Below are 20,757 nucleotides of genomic sequence, written 5' to 3'. Positions count from 1 at the left end.
AGGCCGTCAGGCGCGGCTCCGTGGCGAGGGCTCTATCGCCTGTCCAACTGACGCGATCGGTTCTCTGCGTCAGTCGGTCTCGACCGCGAGTAAGGTCGGAACATCGACCGGCAAGAGCTGGGGACGCAAATGACTGCGCATCTCGTCGATGCCGTGTTTCCGGAGATCGCCGTTGAAATCGTCCAGCATGGGTCGCAGCGGCAAGAGGTGCAGGCCACTGTCCTCGAAGCGATCGGTCAGCGTGCCGAACGCCGCCCGTCCCGCCGCGTCATTGTCGATGGCGACATAGAGTCGGCGAAGATCGGTTGGCGGATCGAACGCTGCGAGATGATTGCTGGACAGCGCCGCAGCAATCGGCAGACCGGCAAGTGCCTGTCTCAACGAGAGCATCGTCTCCAAGCCTTCGCCGACAGCGAGGACGTCTGTCGGTGATCCGATCCTGACGGCGTGACCGAGCAGGTTGCCCATCGCCTTGCGGTTGGGATCGAGCGGAGCCTTGTCCGCCGTCTGCGGATCGAACCACGTCCGATGCACACCAGTCAGCGTTCCGGCAGTGTCAGTGACTTTCGCGAGTAAGGCTGGCCAGGCTTCGGGTGGGTCATTCGCATTCGCGTCCTCCCGCCAATAGTAGCAGTTCGGATGGAACCGAAGCGCGCTCACGCGTCGAAGGTCTTTCAATCCGCGTGCAGAGAGATAGCGCTCCGCCAACGTCCCCGCGATCGGCTGGCCCATCGCCCAGAGTCGCCGTGCCGCTTCGGGCGAGCCGGGCGGAGCCGGTGACTGCCTCTCTCTTGCCGGTGGCTCCGGTCTTGGGAGACTGAGAAAGCGTCGTGCCTCTTCGAGCGTGTCACGCAGCGTCGAGAGGTTGAGATTGGCGGCGATGAGATCGAGCAGATCGCCATGTTCGCCGGTGGCAGCATCGGTCCATTTGCCCGCCGCGCCCTTGCCGCGGGTCGGTCCGGCAAGCCGTACATAGAGACTGCGGCCGGGCGAATTGTCGACGTCGCCGACGATCCAGTAGTTGCCATGCTTTCGACCATTGGAGAGATATTGGCGGCACACAGCTTCCGCCTCGCGGCTAAGCTTCTGCGAGAGGTCTGCGGCGGTGCTGTCCATGTCGGTCTCCTGAATGATGCGCAGAAAAAAGGGCCTGCCGCGTCCGACAGGCCCCGGGTCGAGGGAGTTGGGGGAAGGTCTCCCTCGGTTGGCGGTCGCCTATTGCTCGAAGAATTGGGCGAAGGCGGCTTCGGCGACAGGTTGATCATCACCCAATCGGCTGGTTCGAACCATCGACCGAGAGCCGCCGAACGCCTGTTTTTGTGCCCTCACTCGGCGGCTTGGAGTGCGAGCGCCTCTTCGTCGTCCTCGACGGCGGGTTCCTCCGACGCGACATCGCCATCATCGACGATCTCGAATTCCGGTTCGTCGGCGTCATCCGCAAGCGGAACCGTACGCAGCGGTTGCGGGAGCCAGTCCGTGCCGGCCAGCAGTTCTTCGGCCGCTTCGGCCATGTCGGGCTTCTTGAGTCCGGCGATGCGGTCGGCGTCCTTGTCGCCCTTCGCCTCGCGCACCGCGGCGAGGATCTGCGCCTTGGTCACGCGACCGAGATAGCTGTCCGCCGTCGGCGTCCAGCCCGCCTTCACCATGTCGAGGCCCAGAGTGGAAGCCAGGATGTCGGCATGGGCGATCTGGCGCGGCTTGCGGTGATGCGGTTCCTGCACCGCGTTGACGGTCATGGCCACGCAATGGGCGAAGAGCGCATCGCGGCTGTCGCTGTCCCACTCGGTCAGCACCTCCCACAGATCTTCCGGTTGCTTCGGGAGATTGCCCGCCCAGGTCTCGATCGCGAGATCGAGTGACTGGACATATTTCGCCTCGCCGAGGTTCGGCGCTTGCGATCCAAACTGCGTGGAGCGCGGGCTGATCTCGATGCAGCTGTCCTGGCCGTATTGGTAGAAGAGCTGCAGGACCATCGTGTGCAGACAGGCGAGCATCGCCAGCTGCGGATCATTCGCCAGCGCATCACGCAACGCCATGGTGCGATGGACGGTCAGTTCGCAAACGAGCCGGTCCGACAGCGGCTTAGTGCTGTCGTCATCGTCTTCCTCATCCTGATCTGTCACCGCATCGGAAGTGTCAGCGACTGCATCGTCCGCATCGGGATCGACATATTCGCCGTCGGGATTGTCCTCGGCTTCGACGGCCGGTTCGTCCTCGGGCCGGACATAGCCGCGCTCGACGCGCAGACCACCGGAGCTGTCGATGCTGACGAAGGCGCCCGCGATGGCATAGTCCTCGGCCTCGAACCGGATCGGGCGGTTCTGGAGCGCCTCCATCGCCGTCTCGATTTCGCCGAGCCGCTCGTCGATTTCCTCGGGGAGTTCATCCACCTCGGCGTAGTCGTCTTCGAGCTTGTGGTACTCAGTCTTGAGCGCCTCGTAGGTCTTCTCTTCCTCCTCGCTCATCGGCTCGGCTTCACCGCGAATGCGCCGCAGGTCGTAGGTGTGGCCGTAGGGAAAGTCGGTGCCGACCTCGATCCAGTGCCAGCCTTCCGCACGGATGGCTTCCGCGTCCTCCTTCAGCTTCTCGGTGACCATCGTCTCGAGCAAAGCCGCATCCTGTAGCCAGCCGCCATCGTCGGTCTGGAAGAGATCGCGCAGCACTTCACCGCCCGCTTCGATATAGTCGTCGAGGCCGACGAATTGCGCCCGCCGGTCGGAGGCACGAACGGCGCCTTCGGTCAGCATACGGCGGATTTCGTAGGGCTGCTTGTTGTAATGCTGCTTGAGCGCGTCCCAGACCTGTTCCTGGCGCTCATGATCGGGATTGACCGTGAAGGCCATGAGTTGGTCGAGCGTCATCTCCTCCTCGGCATAGGCGTCCAGCAGTGTCGCCGAGACGGCGGCCAGCTTGAGGCGCTGCTTGACCACATTGACCGAGACGAAGAAGGCTGCGGCGATCTCCTCCTCCGACTTGCCCTTCTCGCGCATAGCCTGGAAGGCGCGAAACTGATCGAGCGGATGCAGCGGCGCCCGCTGGATGTTCTCCGCGAGGCTGTCCTCTTCCGCCAGACCATCCGTCCGCACGATGCAGGGCACGGGTGCGGTCTTGTTGAGCCGGCGCTGCTTGACGAGCAGTTCGAGCGCGCGGTAGCGACGCCCACCGGCCGGGATCTCGAACATGCCGGTTTCTGCGCCGTCATCGTCGAGCACGGGCCGGACCGTGATGGACGACAGGAGCGTGCGCCGGGCGATGTCCTCGGCCAGTTCTTCGATCGAGACGCCGGCCTTGACTTTCCGGACGTTGGACTGGCTGAGCACCAGCTTGTTGAAGGGGATGTCGCGCGAGGCGCTGAGGGTGATCTTCTTGGACTTCGTCATGGGATGTCTCCGCGACGGGCGGTCACGAGACTCTCTCTGACCTCCAGACCCGTCACGAAAACCACGGCCCACCTCTTCCTCTTCGGAAGCGATGGACCGTGGACGGCGGGTCGAGAAGAAGCGGTACGCCGGACTTAGGCGGCGGCCTCCAGAAGCTTCTTTGCGCGGGTCTCCATGGTGAGCCGCACATCCTGCTGCGGCTTGGAACGGGCAACCGCTGTGATGCCCTGGACGAAGTCGAAGACGCTCTCGGGTGGGCGGCCTTCTTCCGCCAGCACCGTCTCGACGATCTTGCCGGTCTCCGCCTTCGAGAAGCCGCGCTTGTGCAGGAAGTCGGTGCGGTCCTCGTCGCTGCGCGCGACGATCCGCTCGCGCGCGGAGCGGATACCTTGGATGAAGGGCTGCGGCGAGGAATCCGCGAAGTTTGCCAGCGCCGGAGCCGCCTCGTGCGCGAAGCGGTTGGCGGCGTACTTCGAATGCCGGATGCTGATCTCCTGGAAGTCCTCGACGCCCCAGAGATTGCGGTTCTGGCAGATCGCGCGGAGATAGAAGCTCGCGATGCCGAGCGTTTTCGCGCCGACCTCCGAGTTCCAGCAATAGAATCCCCGGAAGAAGAGATCAGGCGATCCGTCGGGCAGCGTGCCCGCCTCGATCGGATTCATATCGTCGACCAAGAAGAGGAAGACGTCGCGGTCCGAGGCGTAGAGCGTGGTCGTTTCCTTGGTGACGTCGACCATCGGGTTGTAGACACCCGTCGACCAGTCGAGCATGCCCGGCACCTTCCAGCGTGTGTCGCCGACGCCGTCGCCCGCGATCCGCTGGACGGCCGACACGAGCTCGTGGTCGTAGATGCGGCCATAGTCCGGGCCGGTGACGGCGCGCAGTTCGGTGCGGCCGTTTGCGACCTCCATCGTCTTCACCTGCTCGGCGCGATGGTTGGTGAGGCCGTATTGGAGGTTGATGCCCGCGAGCGGCGCGGGAAGCTGGCGCAGATAGGCGGCCGGGGCGCCGACTAGGCTCGCGAGTTGGCCGAAGCTCCAATGGGTCGGCGCGACTGGGGCTTCGGCGTCCGGAAGGACGAGCGCCAGCTTTTCCGGATCGTCGCGATGGGCTTCGACGCGGATCGCGGCGCTCTCGACCGTTCGGGTCTTGCTCTGTTCGGCGCGGCCTTTCACTGAGGCGTAGAGGTCCGAAAGCGAAAGATACTTCTCGTCGTCGGGCCGGGAAAACCATCCGGACGACACCCGCCCGTTGTGCCCACCGCGGGACACATCCACCTTGTAGCCGCCGCTCTCGGGGCGGCCGTTCATGATCTCAATCGCTGTCATGGCTGTTCTCCATGACGGGCGGTCCGAGAGCCTCTCTCTCGACCTCCAAACCCGTCACGGCGACAGCCGCAGGCCTCTCACTCTTAGGGGGCGTTGCGGGGTCTCCCCGCAGAAGGGGTCGGACGAGACGACAGGCTCGGTCTCAGGGGAAGGCTTTCCCCTCAAGGAACCAAGAGCGATCTTGCGTCCGACTTTCAGATGGTCGGCTTACCACTTTCAATCAGTCAGTCGTTGACTTTCAGATGGTCGCGTGCGTACTTTCATCTGGTCGAAAGTAAAGGGCCGTGAATGTACGATCGTTTTGTGAAGGATAGAATTCAGGAGGCGCTGACTGATACACGCGTTGTACTGATCTCAGGGCCCAGACAGTCCGGTAAAACGACGTTGGCCACCGACATAGCTGCTGAAGATATCCCATTCTTCACCCTAGACGATGCGACTGTCATGACGGCCGCAACCGAGGATCCTGTGGGATTTCTGCGCGGCCTTGAACGGGCGGTCATAGACGAGATCCAACGTGCCCCGGAGCTACTGTTGTCTATCAAGACAGAGGTAGACAAAGACAAGAGCCCAGGCCGGTTCCTTCTCACTGGCTCTGCCAACCTTATGACAGTTCCCAAGGTAGCCGATTCTCTTGCCGGCAGAATGGAGGTGGTGAAGCTCCTTCCACTTTCTCGTTCAGAGATTCAGGGTGCGAAGTCGACGTTTCTGGACAACGCATTCAATGGCGCTGCGCCAACGGTCGAGACCACAATAATTGGTGACGATCTCATCGAGATGGTTCTAGCGGGCGGTTATCCCGAGGCACTTGATCGCCAAAAATGGGCTCGTAGGCAGGACTGGTATCATGGTTATGTGGACGCAATCGTTCAACGCGACGTTCGTGATATCGCACAGATCGAACAACTCGCGATCATGCCAAAGCTACTCGGCATTTTGGCCGAGCATTCCGGACAACTCGTGAACTATTCCGGCATTGGTAGCGCAATAAATCTCAATCATGTGACGACCCAGAAATATGTCCGCGTCTTCGAGAGCCTGTTTATCATTCAAACCCTGCAACCGTGGTTTACCAATAAGCTGAAACGCCTGACTAAATCACCGAAGCTTCATTTCTTGGATGCTGGCTTACTTGCTGCACTGCGCGATATTTCTCCAGATGTTGTCCACAAGGACAAAACGTCATTCGGCGCAATCTTGGAAACATTTGTCTTCAGCGAATTGCAGAAGATAGCCACCTGGAGCGAACAGAGATGTTCATTCTCCCACTTTAGAGACAAGGATAAGAATGAAGTCGACGTTGTTATCGAAAACAGGCGCGGAGAAGTTGTCGGTGTCGAAGTGAAGTCATCGGCTACAGTGTCAGCAGGCGATTTTTCAGGAATTCGCAGACTCGCAGAGGCATGTGGAGATCGGTTCGTTCAGGGGATCGTCCTCTATGACCATGATCAAGTCGTTCCATTCGCAGAAAATATGCGTGCGGTTCCACTCTCGTGCTTATGGTCGTCAAAATGAATGTACCGTGCGAACAGGTCAGAACGGACCGTATTAAAAATCATGGCCATTCTCCGCCAAAAGAAAGGGAAGTATCAAAAAGAAATTTTTCTCATGGGGGCGCAGTAGTAAATGAAAGCCTTTGAATTCGATCAGCACCTTATAACAACCTATGAGCAGTTCTCACGCTCCTTCACCTCAATTCGATCGGAAGATCTGAGGTCTGAAATTGATCGCCAGTATAACGAAGGGCGTTTCTGGCCCGAGGCACTGTTGTCACTCAATCCCCGTTATCGGTCGGACAAGAATATCGATGAACTTGTAGAGTCGGGCGATCTGGATGAGGCCACGGGCAAAGTGTTTCGTTTCGGCGATGCTCCCATGACGTTCTATCGGCATCAAGCCGAAGCAATCGCAAAGGCGAAAGCGGGCAAGAGTTATGTCGTGACGACCGGCACAGGATCGGGAAAGTCCATGTGCTTTTTTGTGCCGGTGGTGGACGCGATTATCCGGGCCTTGCGCGCAGGAAAACCAAGAAGAACAAGGGCGATCATCGTTTATCCGATGAACGCGCTGGCAAATAGCCAGTTGAAGGAGATCGACAAATTCATCAGCCAGTCGGGCCTTCCGGACAAAATGCGCCCAGTGATCAAGCGATATACCGGGCAGGAAAGTCAGGAAGAGCGCCAGAAGATTGCGGACAATCCACCGGATATACTTCTAACAAACTATATGATGGCTGAGCTCCTTCTGACGCGTCAGGATAAGCTTGACGCACAAGTGGTCGAGAATGCGAGCGGCTTGGAATTCATTATTCTGGATGAGCTGCATACCTACCGGGGACGACAAGGTGCAGACGTTGCCGTTCTTGTCAGGCGACTTCGAGACAGATGCGCACCCGACAGGGCGCCTGTCTGCATCGGTACTTCGGCCACGATGGCATCCGAGGGATCAGATGAAAGCCGAGCTGTTGCTGTGGCAAAAGTCGCCTCCCGTTTGTTCGGCGCGGATATCGGTCCCGATGCCGTTATTGATGAGTCCCTTCAGCGTGCTACGAGTGATAATATCAGTTTGGCAGAAGCTGTTTCTGCTTTGCCATCGGCTCTTGCTGACGGCGTTCCCGATGTTTTGGATGATCAGACACTCAGAACGCATCCATTGGCGGTCTGGACCGAGCTTGCTCTTGGTCTTGATGATGGGCTCGAGCTCAAACGACAAAAGCCGGTACCTTTCCAAAGTGCGGTTGATCGCCTCGTCGCAGACAGCGGCTCAAGCTCTGAGGTATGTAAAGGTGTTCTCCAGGATTTCCTGACCAAGGTCAGCCTCCCGGAGTGTGAGAGAGGAGGAAGCGGAGAACGGGCATTTCTCGCGTTCAAACTTCACCGCTTTATCTCCGGCGCTGGTGAGGTCTTCGCGACGCTTACAAAACATCCGAGAACCATCCTATTTGAAGGGCAGCTGGAGGATCCAAACGCGCCCGGCAACCGACTGTATCCAACACGCTTCTGCAGAAACTGCGGTCACGAATATCATGTCGTTACGAAGACTGACGATGACGGCCATACGAGATTTCTGCCGCGAGGCATCGACGATACTCCGCTTGAGTCAGAAGACGGTTCTGAGGTCGCTGGTTATCTCTGCCCCGTGCCAGAAGGCGACGCCGATTTTGTATTCGACGGAGACCTGAGCACGTTTCCCGAAAGCTGGCTTGAGGAACGCAATGGCGTGGAGCGGTTGCGGTCCTATCGCAGAGCGCGTGCTCCTATTTCCTTTTTTGTTGAAACCGATGGACGTCACAGTTCAGGCGGCCGGGAGTTCTTCTTTGTGCCGGGCAAATTCGCGTTTTGCCTTTGCTGTCAGGATGAACCGAATCAGGGCATGCGGGAACGCAGCAAACTTGCTGGCTTATCGGGTGAAGGCCGTAGCTCGGCGACGACTCTGTTGGTGTCGAGCGCCCTAGAATGGATGAATTCGGCCGAGAGTGGGGTTCCGGATACGAAGCGAAAGCTTCTCGGATTTACGGATAATCGGCAGGACGCGGCGCTTCAGTCCGGTCATTTCAATGACTTTCTTTTTGTCAGCCTTTTACGCGGTGCCATATTGCGGGCGATACTTGACGATGGCCATGACGGCCTGAGCGAGGATGAATTCGGCCTCAGGGTCGTCAAGGCGCTTGGCTTCATCTCATCCAATGCAGGGGCGCGGGTTCATTGGATGCTGGATCCATCTGCAGGTGCGGTTATTCGTGAGGATGCACAGCGCGCGCTCGCCAAAGTGCTTGCCCATCGAGTCTGGACAGATCTCCGTCGCGGGTGGCGTTACACGAATCCCAGCCTCTCAGTTCTCAATCTGATTGATGTGCGATTTGTTGGTCTCGAGGAAATTGCCAACGACCGCGAACGAATGATGGCTGTGCTGCCGGAGTTGGGAGAAGTCTCCGCCGACCAACGGCAAAAACTCCTCAAAGAACTGCTCAGCGCAATGCTCGCCGGTCTTGCAGTCAACACAGAGGCTCTGGATCTCGCGGTGCTCGACGGCGTGGCGCAGAAATCCAGATCGCTGCTCCGTTCGCCCTGGGCCATCGACAGTAAGGAAAAGCCTCGCGGGAGGTCTGCGCTGGTTCAGCGCGCACCCGGCAAGGGCGTGGTCAGCCTGCGCGAAGAACAAACGCTCCTACGCGCGGGCCATAATTCTCGTATCGCCAGACTGATCAACAAGAATAGCGTCATCGGAACAAAACTGGGCAAAAATGACTACCTGGATTTTCTCGGACGCCTTCTCGAACTTCTTTCCGATGAAGGTCTCGTTGTTCCCGTCGAAATTGACACAAATGTCATGGGCTGGCGGCTTACGCCGTCGGCTGTCAGGCTCGTGCCAGGGGATGCGCTACGAGACGTGGCTGCGCGGGGAAATGAGTATTTCCATAACCTATATCTCTCCATTGCGAGCGATCTCGCCCTGGGGCGGAGCGCATATTGGGGGCTGGAAGGCCGGGAGCACACCGCACAGGTAGCTCAAAAACAGCGCGAGTGGCGCGAATGGCGCTTCCGGTTCGAAAACGACGACCAGAGCAATCTGCAGGGTTCTGAATACAGAACCGAGATAAAGGCGACAGGTGAGTCAGACCAATTCCTTCCGGCGCTCTTTTGCTCCCCGACAATGGAACTCGGTGTTGATATCTCAGCACTGAACGCCGTTTACCTACGAAACGTGCCGCCAACGCCGGCCAACTATGCGCAGCGCGCAGGACGTGCCGGGCGCTCTGGTCAGGCTGCGGTGGTGGTCGCGTATTGTGCTTCAGGATCGCCGCACGATCAGTATTTCTTTGATCGCCGCAACGATATGGTTGCCGGCGTTGTGAGGCCCCCAGCTCTCGACATCACAAATGAGGAACTCGTTCGCTCTCATCTTCATGCCGTCTGGCTTGCAGAATCTAAGCTGGCCCTGTCTCCGGACATCCCGGAGATACTCGATCTGCAAGCGGAGAAATTCCGGCTCAAAGGCGACATCCTGAGCGCCATAAGCAAACCATCGCTCGTTTCGTCCGCAATGGTACCCATGAAGCGCGTATTGCATGCCATTCTGGCGGCTGATGGCGGAGCACTCCCAACATGGATGGATGATGCCGATGACTTCGTCCTCAGGGTGGCCATGGAGGCGCCGAAGTCGTTTGACCAGGCGTTTGGTCGATGGCGGGACCTCTATAAGTCAGCGCGCAGTCAACTGTCAGAAGCCAATGCTCGATCAGAGATTGCAGGACTCTCAGGAGCTGATCGACGGAAGATCAAGTCGGCGCAAATTCAGGCGAGTGATCAGATCGCCATCCTTGAGCAAGGCAAGGCATCGAATGGTTCGGATTTCTACTCTTACCGGTATCTAGCAACTGAGGGCTTTTTGCCGGGCTATAATTTTCCGCGACTGCCACTTTACGCTTTTATTCCGGGTGAAGACAAAACCGGATCGTTTTTGTCGCGGGCTCGGTTCCTGGCGATTTCCGAGTTTGGCCCACGGAGTCTGATTTATCACGAGGGCCGCGCCTATCGCGTCATGAAAGCGAAGCTGCCCCCGGAAGCACGAGGTGGTGACGGTTCGGAGCTCGCAACAAAGGATATCTTTATCTGCCAGGATTGTGGCGCTTGCCATGAAAATGAGGTGGAACGTTGCCATGGCTGCAACGCGCATATGGCCGGGGAAGTGCCGATCAAGAAGACACTGCGGATCGACAATGTCGAGGCCATGCCGACCGAGCGCATTTCGGCAAATGATGAAGAGCGGGTGCGCCAGGGTTTTGACATTCAGACGGTCTTCTCTTGGCCTCGCAAGGAAGGACAGATTCAGGTCACCGATGCTGATTTCCGGTGTGGTGAGAAAAGTCTGTTGGCGCTGCAGTATGCCAACAGCGCCGAGATCAGTCGTTTGAACAAAGGGCTCAAGCGCCGACGGGATCAAACCGTCTTCGGCTTCTATATTGACCCAAGAACAGGATATTGGGCCAAGTCCGAGGACGAAGACACGGAGACTGACGCGGCGCCGGACGTTGTGAGGCCTGTGCGGATTGTTCCGATCGTCAGGGACCACAAGAACGCGCTTTTGTTCCGGATTACAGATCCGCAAGCCTATGCTCCTCAAACGATCACCACCCTGCAGCATGCCCTGCTCAGGGGGATCGAGGTCGTCTACCAGCTAGAAGAAGGCGAAGTATTGGGCGAGCCCTTGCCTGCACGGGACAATCGCCGGGCGATGCTTGCTTATGAGGCGACCGAAGGCGGCGCGGGCGTTCTGACGCGTCTCATCGATGACCCTAAGGCAATCGCGCTGGTGGCCAAGACGGCGCTTGAGCTGATGCACTTTCAAAATATCGACAAGGCGATTGGCGCAGGTGATGCCACGTTGCTCACTAATGCAGACCATGAGGCCTGCGTTAGGGGCTGCTATCGGTGCCTGCTCTCATATTTCAATCAGCCCGATCACGAGCAGATTGATCGCGCGAGCGATGAAGTGAAGCAATTTCTGATTGACCTCGCCCGTGGCGAAACAATTGTTCTGCAAAGGACAAAGCCGGACGCGGAGGCTCATTTATGGCTCAATGCCTTTGCTGCAGCCAATCTGCCAGAACCAGATACGTTGCATCTCGAACTCGGTGACTCAAAGATCGAGTTCGGCTGGAAAACACATCGTGTTGCGGCAACTCTGCAACCGGTGACCAATGAGGTGGCAGGCGAGGCCCTGGAAAAGGGTTGGGAGATCGTCTCACTGCCCTCAAGTCCTGACGATGGTCTGCCATCTAAGCTGGTGACACTGTTGGGGGGTGACGCATGAGTTTCAACGTGTCACCGGGAGATCTTGTCCGGGCAAGAGGACGGGAGTGGGTAGCACTTCCTGCACCTGATAGTGACGTACTGGCATTGCGTCCGCTTTCTGGGAACGAAAACGACATCGTTCTGCTCAACCCTGAACTCGAACTGACGGCAGTGGAACCTGCTCGTTTCGACCTGCCGACTGATGCGGTGCCAACCGTTCAATCGAAGGCGGCCCTGCTCAGCGACGCGCTTCGACTTACACTGCGTCGGGGCGCCGGCCCGTTCAGGTCGGCCGCTCATCTGGCTTTCGAGCCTCGTACTTATCAACTTGTCCCCTTGCTAATGGCTCTGAGGCTTCAGGTTCCGAGACTTCTAATTGCTGACGATGTGGGGATTGGAAAAACCATCGAAGCCGGACTGATCCTGCGAGAGTTCATGGACCGGGGCGAGGTGGACTCCTTTTCTGTACTTTGCCCGCCGCACCTCGTGGATCAATGGCTCGTTGAGCTCAAGGACCGGTTTGGGATTGATGCGGTCCCGGTGACCTCGGGAACAGCGGCCCGTCTTGAACGCAATTTGCCCCTGGCCCAGACGCTGTTTGACGCATTTCCCTTCACGGTCGTCAGTCTTGACTACATTAAAGCAGAGAAACGGCGGGACGGATTTGCAAGGGCTTGCCCCGATTTCGTTATTGTGGATGAGGCTCACGCCTGCGTCGGCACCCACAAGGGCAAACAGCAGCGCTTCGATCTCCTTCAGGGGCTTGCAAAAGACGTCAATCGTCGCCTGATCATGCTGACTGCAACGCCGCATTCGGGCGATGAAGAGGCTTTCGCGAGGCTCCTATCACTAATCGATGGTGAGTTCGCCGGCGCAGACTTTGACAACGTGCGTTATCGGGAGCGCCTCGCGCGGCATTTTGTTCAGCGCAGACGTGTGGACCTGATTGAAGGTGACTGGGATGAGACGCGTTCCTTTCCAAAACATGAGACCACGGAGTTTTCCTATCGGCTGACGGGACCGCACCTGGACTTTCAGGAGGCGGTCATCGACTACTGCCTTGGCGTGGTGTCACGCGCGGGGAGTCAGCGACGCGATCAAAGGTTGGCGTTCTGGGGAACGCTCGCGCTTATGCGCTGCGTTGGGTCGTCACCGGCTGCTGCGCTCAGTGCCCTGAGGAACCGCGCCAGCAATGAGACTGAGCGCCTCGAACCCCAGATATACGATGAAGACGGCGATGACGAAGATGCCGTTGACCTCGAGCCGGGTACGGTCTTCACGTCAGACCCTGAACTGCTTGCGCTGCTTGATAGAGCAGAAGGGCTTACAGCCGAGCCAGACCCAAAAATTGATGCGCTCGTTAGCGCCTTGAAACCTCTAATCAAAGATGGGGTAAACCCGGTCGTGTTTTGCCGATACCTGGCAACCGCGGAATACGTGAAGGAACGGCTACGCAAGGCGTTTGGCAAACTCACAGTTGAAGCGGTGACTGGTGAACTGACACCTGATGAGCGCCGTGACCGGGTTGCCGAAATGGCGTCCGAAGACTCACAAAAGCAAACGCAGCGAATTCTCGTGGCCACCGATTGCCTGTCTGAAGGCATCAACCTCCAGCAACTTTTCGACACCGTGGTTCACTACGATCTTTCGTGGAACCCGACGCGCCACCAGCAGCGAGAGGGCCGCGTTGACCGTTTTGGTCAGCCTGCTGAACTGGTTCGGTCAATCATGATGTTTTCGCCCGACAGCGCAATCGACGGCGCGGTTCTGGACGTCATCTTGCGAAAAGCAGAAGAGATCAGGAAAGCAACCGGGGTCACCGTTCCACTACCGGAAGAACGGGGAGCGGTCACAGACGCATTGATGGCGTCGATGATGCTGCGTCGCAGCGGGCAACAACAACTCGCTCTCGATTTAAGGCTCGATGACGGCACGCGCGCCATTGAGGCGCGGTGGCGCGATGCCAGCGAGAATGAAAAGAAATCACGCGCGCGATTTGCCCAGAACGCCATGAAGCCGGGTGAAGTCGCACCGGAATGGAATAAGGTGAAAGACCTGCTCGGCTCGCCTGATGACGCAAGGGTATTTGTTGACCGGGCCCTGAGGAAATTCGGTGTACCGCTCGAGAAGAAGGGCGCCGTCCATCTCGCCCATGTCCACGCATTGCAGCCGAGCCTGAAAGAAAAACTGGATCAGCGCGGACTGAGGGACTCGGTGAGGCTTGCCACCGCTGAACCTGCGCCTTCGGGAACCAGTCTTCTGACGCGGACCCATCCCTTGACGTCCTCTCTGGCGGAAAGCCTCCTCGAAGCCTCTCTCGAACCTGAATCGTTGCCCGATCTTGGGATCGGCCGCGTTGGCGCCTGGCCGACGCCAGCGGTGTCCGTCATGACGCGCATTGCTTTGCTGCGGATCCGTTACAAGCTGACTATTCATGCGCGGAAGGAAAGGCTTCTCCTTGCGGAGGAAGCTGCGCTTGTCGCGCTACAGGGCCAGACCATCATTGCGTCCGGAAACGAGGTCCGCGACAGGCTCGGCACGCCGGCGACTGCTGACCTCGCAGACATCGCGCGTAGACGCCTCTCTGACGCAGCCAAAGCTGAGCTTCCTGCGATGCTTGAAGGTCCACTTGCGGACTTTATCAGGCAACGAGCAGAGGAACTCGTCGAAGACCATGCACGCCTGCGCGCCGCAGCGGGTTCCGCCTCCAGGGTCAGCGTTGAAGCGGTGCTGCCGCCGGATGTGATCGGGCTCTTCGTTCTGATCCCGGACGAGGCCTGAGCATGGCCCGTCGTCCTGTCACCGACCTTTCCGCCTGGCCGTCGATCAGCCTCGAAGGCAATCTGATCGCGCCTGCCATGCTGGCGCGGATTGATGAGCGCGCTGCGCCCGAACAGAGCCCGGAAGACTATGGCGTCCGCAAGGGTCTGACGCTTCGAGAGGAAATTTCCACCGCCTTCCGGGTCGGCCAGTCGCATTTTGATGCCTTCAGCAAGCTGAGCAATCCCTCTGCCGACGCAACGTGCCGTTTCGTGAAGGCCTTCCTCAAGGAGACGTTTGGGTTTGATGACATTGAGGATGGCGCAGGGCTGATCGCGCTCTCCGCTGGCGGTCATCGGATTCCTGTCATCGTCGTGCCGCCGGATGAAGACCGGCTTGACCGACGCAGCCCCACACTCTCGGTCGAGCGCTCCCGCTCGCCCGCCTTTGCGTTGCAGGACTATCTCAACGAAGAGGATGATGCCCTTTGGGGACTTGCAACCAATGGCGTCGTCATCCGTCTGATGCGGGACAACGCCTCTCTGACGCGCCCCGCATTCATAGAAGCGGACCTTGCCCAGATGTTCTCTAACGAGGATGCTGCGTCGTTCGGTCTGCTCTGGCTCCTCATCTGCCGCAGCCGTTTTGGGAATGCGGGTGCCCCCGCCACCGACTGTGCGCTGGAGCGCTGGCGGGAAACGGGCACGAAAGAGGGAGAGGTAGCGCGCGATCGGCTTGCGGTGCAGGTCAAACTCGCCCTCAACATACTTGGCTCGGGCTTCCTTGAGGCCAATCCGGCGCTCGCGGCCAAGCTTCAGTCAGGCGAGCAAAACCTCACCGAGTGGTTCAACGAGCTGCTGCGTCTCGTCTACCGGCTGATCTTCCTGATGGTGGCGGAAGACCGAAACCTTCTGCATCCGAAGGTTTCTCGCACTGAGGCCCGCAAGCTTTATGCGGACGGCTACAGCCTGGCCCATCTTCGCGCTCAGTGTTTTCGCGGGGCGACATGGGACCGCCACCATGACCGCTATGAGGGGGTGAAGATCATTTTCGGCTCACTGGCGGGCGGACAGGAGGCGCTGGCGCTGCCTGCGCTAGGCGGGCTTTTTGGATCGAACATGCTGCCAAGCCTTGAAACGGCGAAGCTGCGCAACCGCGCCTTCATGGAGGCGCTCTATCGCCTGTCCTGGCTTCAGGGAAGAACCGGCATGTCGCCCGTCAACTGGCGTGCCATGGAGACGGAGGAATTGGGGTCGGTCTATGAATCCCTGCTCGAACTCCAGCCCCAGCTGGGTGATGATGGCAAGTCGCTGGTCTTTGCGTCCGACGCCGCCGAGCAGAAGGGCAATCAGCGCAAGACCACCGGTTCCTACTACACGCCCGACAGCCTCGTTCAGGCGCTGCTCGACACCGCGCTCGACCCTGTTCTCGACAAGACTGAGGCAGAGGCGGAAGATCCAGAAGCCGCGCTGCTGAACCTCGCTGTCATCGACCCAGCCTGCGGGTCAGGACACTTCCTCCTCGCGGCCGCTCGCCGGATCGCATCGCGCGTCGCCCGCATTCGCGCCGACGGCACACCGGCGCAGGAGGATTTTCGCCATGCGCTGCGGGATGTCGCGCGGTCCTGCATTCATGGGGTGGACCGCAACCCGATGGCGGTGGAGTTGACCAAGGTCGCGCTCTGGATCGAAACCGTCGATCCCGGCCTGCCGCTTGGGTTCTTCGATGCGCAAATCCGCTGTGGTGATGCACTGCTAGGCGTGTTTGATCTCACCGTTCTGGAAGGTGGCATTCCGGATGCCGCCTACAAACCGCTGACGGGCGATGACAAGACGATCGCCAAATACTATCGCGACAAGAACAAGCGCGAAGTCAAAGAGCGCGAAAAGATCGACAGCGGCTTCGGGTTCAACCGCCAGCAGGATTTTATGCGCGAGTTTGCGCGCCTGCGCGCCATGCCGGAAAACACGGTCCGGCAGATCGAGGCAAAAGCTGAGAAGCTGCATGCCCTGACGGCGGAAGGTGCGACTGCCTGGACGCTGGAGACCGCCTGCGATCTCTACGTCTCAGCCTTCCTCCTGCCGAAGACGAAAGACGACCCACATGCCGGGCCGGACGGCCTGCCGCGCCGGGGTGCAGAGACCGTGCCGACTTCTGGTGCGGTCTGGGAATGGCTGCGGGGTGTGCAACTCTTCGGCCCGCTTTTCGCAAACAGTATCGACGCCGCCCGCAAAGCCCGCGCCTTTCATTGGCCGCTGGAGTTTCCCGACATCATGCAACGCGGTGGCTTCGACGTGGTGCTGGGCAATCCACCTTGGGAACGGGTTGAGGTCCAGGAGCAGGAGCTTTTCGCGTTGTCGCACCCAGAAATTGCGACCGCGAAGAACGCTTCGGAACGAAAGAAGAAAATCAATAGACTGCAGCTGGAGGAGCCGGAAGCATATGAAATGTGGCAGGACGCTCTTCGAAGCACCGCAGCCGAAGTAAACTTCTACAAGAGCAGCGGCAGGTTTCCATTCGGTAGCCCGGGGAAGGTAAACACGTACGCAGTGTTTGTCGATCTAGCTCGGCAAGCTATTCACCCGTTTGGACGAGCCGGCCTAATCATTCCAAATGGATTGGTCGTTGGCTTCACTTACAGAGAATTTCTCGGGCACATACTATCTGAAAAATCTCTAGTGTCTTTCTATGGATTTGAAAATGAAGAGAAAATATTCAGAGCGGTCCACAACGAAACAAAATTCGGGTTACTAACACTCGGTGGGTCTGCAGCAAAAGTCGAGCAACCCTGGTTCACTGCCCATATTCGGCAACCCGCTGAAATCGCTGATCCCGAAAAGCGCTATTCGCTAACCGTCGATGAAATTCGAGCGATCAACCCGAACACTTTGAACTTGCCAGCGTTTCGTTGGGCCAGAGACGCCAAGGTTACTGCGGCAATCCACACTGCCGCGCCAATCCTGATCGAAAAGGACGGAAACACGGTAGTACGTAATGACTGGCAGCTCACGTTCAAAACGCTTTTCAATATGGCGACTGATTCTGGGCAGTTCATCGACCATCAGGACGTTGCGCCAATAATTGAAGAGCGTCGCGGCGCGCTGGCAGTGCTTACAGATGGAAGGAAGGTATATCCCCTTTACGAAGGCAAAATGTACTGGCACTTCGATCATCGATACGGCACCTACGAGAACCAATCTCAAAAACAGGCCAATAAAGGCGTCTTGCCAAGAGTGCCTGACAGCCTTCACGAGTTAGCAGAGTATTGCGTGCAGCCTCGCTATTGGGTCGATGCTCGTTTGTGCGAAGAATTACTTGAAAAGGATTCAGATCGCGAGTGGTTTTACACGTGGCGAGATGTTGGTCCTACTGAACGGAGCTTCGTAGGCACGATTGCACCAAAAGTGGGGTTAGGTGACACGTCACCTTTTCTAGTTTCCAGCTTGCCACCAGCTGATGAACTTGCTCTTTCTACGTTTCTTTCGACTTTAGTTGTCGATTACGCCTTGAGACAGAAGTCGAACAGGATGTCGTTTTTCAACGTCGAACAACTTCCTATGCTGTCCAAGGCGACGCTTGATCTCACAATGGCCTGGTTGGGAGAGCCCACTAGAGATTGGATAAACCGCAGAGCGCTCGAACTTTTTTATACAAGTTGGGAACTCAAGGGCCTGTCGGACAGCATAAGCACTAAAACGCCTCCCTATAAGTGGGACGCTTACCGCCGTACAGTTTTGCAGGCTGAAATTGATGCCGCTGTTTTGCACCTGTACTCCTTAAACCGTGAACAAGCAGAGTGGCTCCTCGATTCCTTCACCGTTCTTCGAAAGTACGAGGAACGCGATCACGGCGAGTTCCGTACAAAACGGCTCGTGCTTGAAGCCTACGACGCGATGGCAAAAGCCAAAGCCGAAGGGGTAGCTTACCAGACGCCGCTATCGCCGCCCCCTGCCGATATCAGCCTTTGTCATGGCGCGGATGAATCCCGAAAACCTTGGGCCGAACAACCCATCCAACTCCCGTCGCTCGAACAGCTGCCCGATGCGATCTGGGCTCGGGCAGCGCCGTCATCGCAGCATGATCCGACAGCTGCGCTTGCGGCTATTCTGAAATCGCTGGATGAGCCAACAGAGATCCGGACTATCCGTCTCGCGGCCGTGATGATGCTTGAGCCGCATTTACTGACGTCGCTACTTACCGGTCAGGATCAGCAAGACTGGCGGCGGCTGGTGGGCCAGGAGGCTGAACCTCATACTGGCAATGTCGTCGGCTTTGAAGCGCGCACGACGCCAGGATGGAATGCCGCGATCACGAACCATCGCGGGAATGGCCGGCTGATCGAAGATCTGGCTCAAGGAACCTGGGCTCCCGGAACAGGCCTTGAGGCTTTCGACACAGCCGGCTGGCCAGAGGGACGGGCCAAATTCGCGCTCACTGTATTACGAAATCTCGACATCGATACGACCATAGAGGCAGCACCCGACGAAATTCGGGACTGGATCGGCAATGTTGCAACAGGATGACCTCTTCCCGGTTCCGCCTTTGAGCGTAGAGGTACCGCAAGGCCTCAATGAGCCTCGACTCTGGGTGCGTCGGCTGAAGATATGGGAGGCACCGGGTGGTGAGGTTATCCGCGACATTGAGCTTCGGCCGGGCCTTAACATCGTTTGGTCTCCGGACGGAGCCGATGATCCAAACAGCGACGTGCGCGCTATTGGGCACGGCAGCGGTAAGACGCTGTTCTGCCGCCTACTGAGGTATTGTCTTGGCGAAGTCCGTTTTGCTGACGAGGTGCAGCGGGATGCGATCTCGACGACGTTATTGAATGGAGTCGTCGGCGCCGAAGTGATCCTAGACGGGGCTTGTTGGGCGGTCGTGCGGCCGCTAGGCGCCCAACGCAAACACTTCGCAATCAAGGACGGCGATCTTAATGCCGTCGCGACGATGGAAGATGCGGCAACCGGCATTGAGCCGCTTATCGAAGCCATAGACGCCGCAGTACTTGGTGAAGGCACGGCACAGTTAGCGAGGTTGCCCTCAGGCCAACACGCTTGGCCTATCGCGCTCGCTTGGGCGTCTCGCGATCAGGAATGCCGCTTCGACGACGTGCTGGATTGGCGCTCGCCCGCATCGGGGTCCGACGCGCCGCAGCCGGCGAGTGGGGATGCGAAGGGACCGCGCCTTCTTGCGATGCGCGCCTTTCTGATGGCGATCACCGAGGACGAGCAAGCCGCTCGACGCCGGGAGCAGGAGATCTCAGGACAATTGGAAGAGGCGAAACGGCAGCGCTCATTTCTTGAGTGGGATCAGACCCGCCGCGTTGATCGGCTCGTGAGCGATCTTGGCCTGAGCGATACGTCACTCCCGGAGATGCCTCTTCGTCTCGACTCCCTGAAGTCAGCCGCGAGGCAGCGACTCGCGGCCGCCGCCAAGTTGCCTGCCGGCAATCCTTCCGAACTATCGGAGGCACGGAACTCACTTAAGGCGGCAAGAGCGACGCTGCGCGAGGCAGAACTCAAAGTAGCAGGTCTTGAGGTAAAACTGCCGCTGGAAGAAAAGATTCTCAGTCAACTGAACAGCGAAATTCCAGGGCTGTCTGCGGCCGCACAAACAGCCGCAAGTCCAATCTGTCCGATCTGCGAAGTTCCGCTCGATGCAGCCTTGGCTGAAGGCTGTAAGCTGTCCCATCGGCTTCCTGACGCTGCGCAATGTCGAGCGCGGTGGAATGCGAAGCGGCAAGAGGTTGAGGCTCAAGCGCAAGTTGTCTCCGGTGTGCGAACAGAGATCGAAAGCACAAAACCTGAGATAGCGCTCGCCGTCCAAAATGTTCAGCAAGCAGAAGAACGCGTGCGCAGGCTAGAAGAGGCGGCAGACGCCCGCAATACGACTTGGCGAACCGCGACCCGCAGTGTCGAAGACGCACAACGTTGCGCAGAACTTTTCGATGAGCTTGCTGCCGCGAAGACGACGATTAGCTCCGCTGATAGTGAGCTGCAGCGTGTGCGGGAGCAGGTGCGCGGCTTCGAGGACAAGCAGGCGCAGACCATTGGTGCGATTTCGCAGAAGTTCTCAGCAATTGTTCGCCGTCTTCTTGGTGGTGATGTCAAAGGCACAATCCGTTTAACTGGCAAGGGTCTTGAAATCAGCGTCGAGGCAGGAGGAGACCGACGGACTGCGGCTATCGAGTCATTGAAGGTGCTCGCCTTCGATCTTTCCTGCCTGTGTTTGAGTATTGAGGGGCGAACGCGCATTCCTGCGTTTCTGATCCACGACAGTCCGCGTGAAGCCGACTTGGGTCAAACAATCTACGATGAGTATTTCCAGCTTCTGAAACAGCTTGAGGAAGAGCTTGCGGGTGCTGTTTTTCAGTACGTCGTGACGACCACGACGAAACCGCCGCAAGAAGTCAATTGTGATCCCTGGCGTCGGGTGGTGCTGCGGGGCGCACCCGGTTCGGCCCGCCTTCTGCGGCGCGACCTGTGACATTGTGAGAAA

Annotated in this window: 8 protein-coding genes; 5 read left to right on the top strand and 3 right to left on the bottom strand. The window is 58.5% G+C overall.

Features of this window, described 5'->3' with window-relative positions:
• Positions 1-69: 69 nt before the first annotated feature.
• From JJ917_10960 to JJ917_10950, 3 genes are all read right to left on the bottom strand, one after another.
• The gene (locus JJ917_10960) at positions 70-1,116 is read right to left on the bottom strand and encodes a toprim domain-containing protein (GenBank protein ID MBO6699340.1); all 1,047 of its coding nucleotides are present in this window, start codon (positions 1,114-1,116) and stop codon (positions 70-72) included.
• A gap of 209 nt (positions 1,117-1,325) precedes the next feature.
• Positions 1,326-3,380 (bottom strand): ParB/RepB/Spo0J family partition protein, encoded by a 2,055-nt coding sequence (locus JJ917_10955; protein ID MBO6699339.1) that lies wholly within the window; start codon positions 3,378-3,380, stop codon positions 1,326-1,328.
• Between the two features lie 134 nt (positions 3,381-3,514).
• A complete protein-coding gene (locus JJ917_10950; GenBank protein ID MBO6699338.1) occupies positions 3,515-4,708 on the bottom strand; it encodes a DUF932 domain-containing protein in 1,194 nt (397 codons plus the stop codon).
• 288 nt (positions 4,709-4,996) lie between these two features.
• On the opposite strand from JJ917_10950, the gene JJ917_10945 reads away from it, so the two are divergent.
• The 5 genes from JJ917_10945 to JJ917_10925 all read left to right on the top strand — a co-directional run bounded on the left by JJ917_10945 (position 4,997) and on the right by JJ917_10925 (position 20,745).
• Positions 4,997-6,223: an ATP-binding protein gene (locus JJ917_10945; protein MBO6699337.1), complete on the top strand. Its 1,227-nt coding sequence runs from the start codon at positions 4,997-4,999 to the stop codon at positions 6,221-6,223.
• Between the two features lie 111 nt (positions 6,224-6,334).
• Positions 6,335-11,521, top strand: coding sequence for a DEAD/DEAH box helicase (locus JJ917_10940; GenBank protein ID MBO6699336.1), 5,187 nt, complete (start codon positions 6,335-6,337; stop codon positions 11,519-11,521).
• Positions 11,518-14,283, top strand: a complete 2,766-nt coding sequence (locus tag JJ917_10935; protein ID MBO6699335.1) for a DEAD/DEAH box helicase — start codon at positions 11,518-11,520, stop codon at positions 14,281-14,283. Before JJ917_10940 ends, JJ917_10935 begins: the two co-directional genes overlap by 4 nt.
• Before the next feature lie 2 nt (positions 14,284-14,285).
• Positions 14,286-18,785 (top strand): N-6 DNA methylase, encoded by a 4,500-nt coding sequence (locus tag JJ917_10930; protein MBO6699334.1) that lies wholly within the window; start codon positions 14,286-14,288, stop codon positions 18,783-18,785.
• Positions 18,769-20,745 carry a chromosome segregation protein SMC gene (locus JJ917_10925; protein ID MBO6699333.1) on the top strand — a complete coding sequence of 659 codons (1,977 nt, stop codon included), beginning with the start codon at positions 18,769-18,771 and terminating at the stop codon, positions 20,743-20,745. Before JJ917_10930 ends, JJ917_10925 begins: the two co-directional genes overlap by 17 nt.
• Positions 20,746-20,757 lie beyond the last annotated feature (12 nt).

The sequence above is a fragment of the Hyphomicrobiales bacterium genome (genome assembly GCA_017642935.1).
Lineage (GTDB): Bacteria > Pseudomonadota > Alphaproteobacteria > Rhizobiales > MH13 > MH13.
Note: the sequence above shows the minus strand (reverse complement) of the source record. Positions and strands in the feature narration are given on the sequence as shown.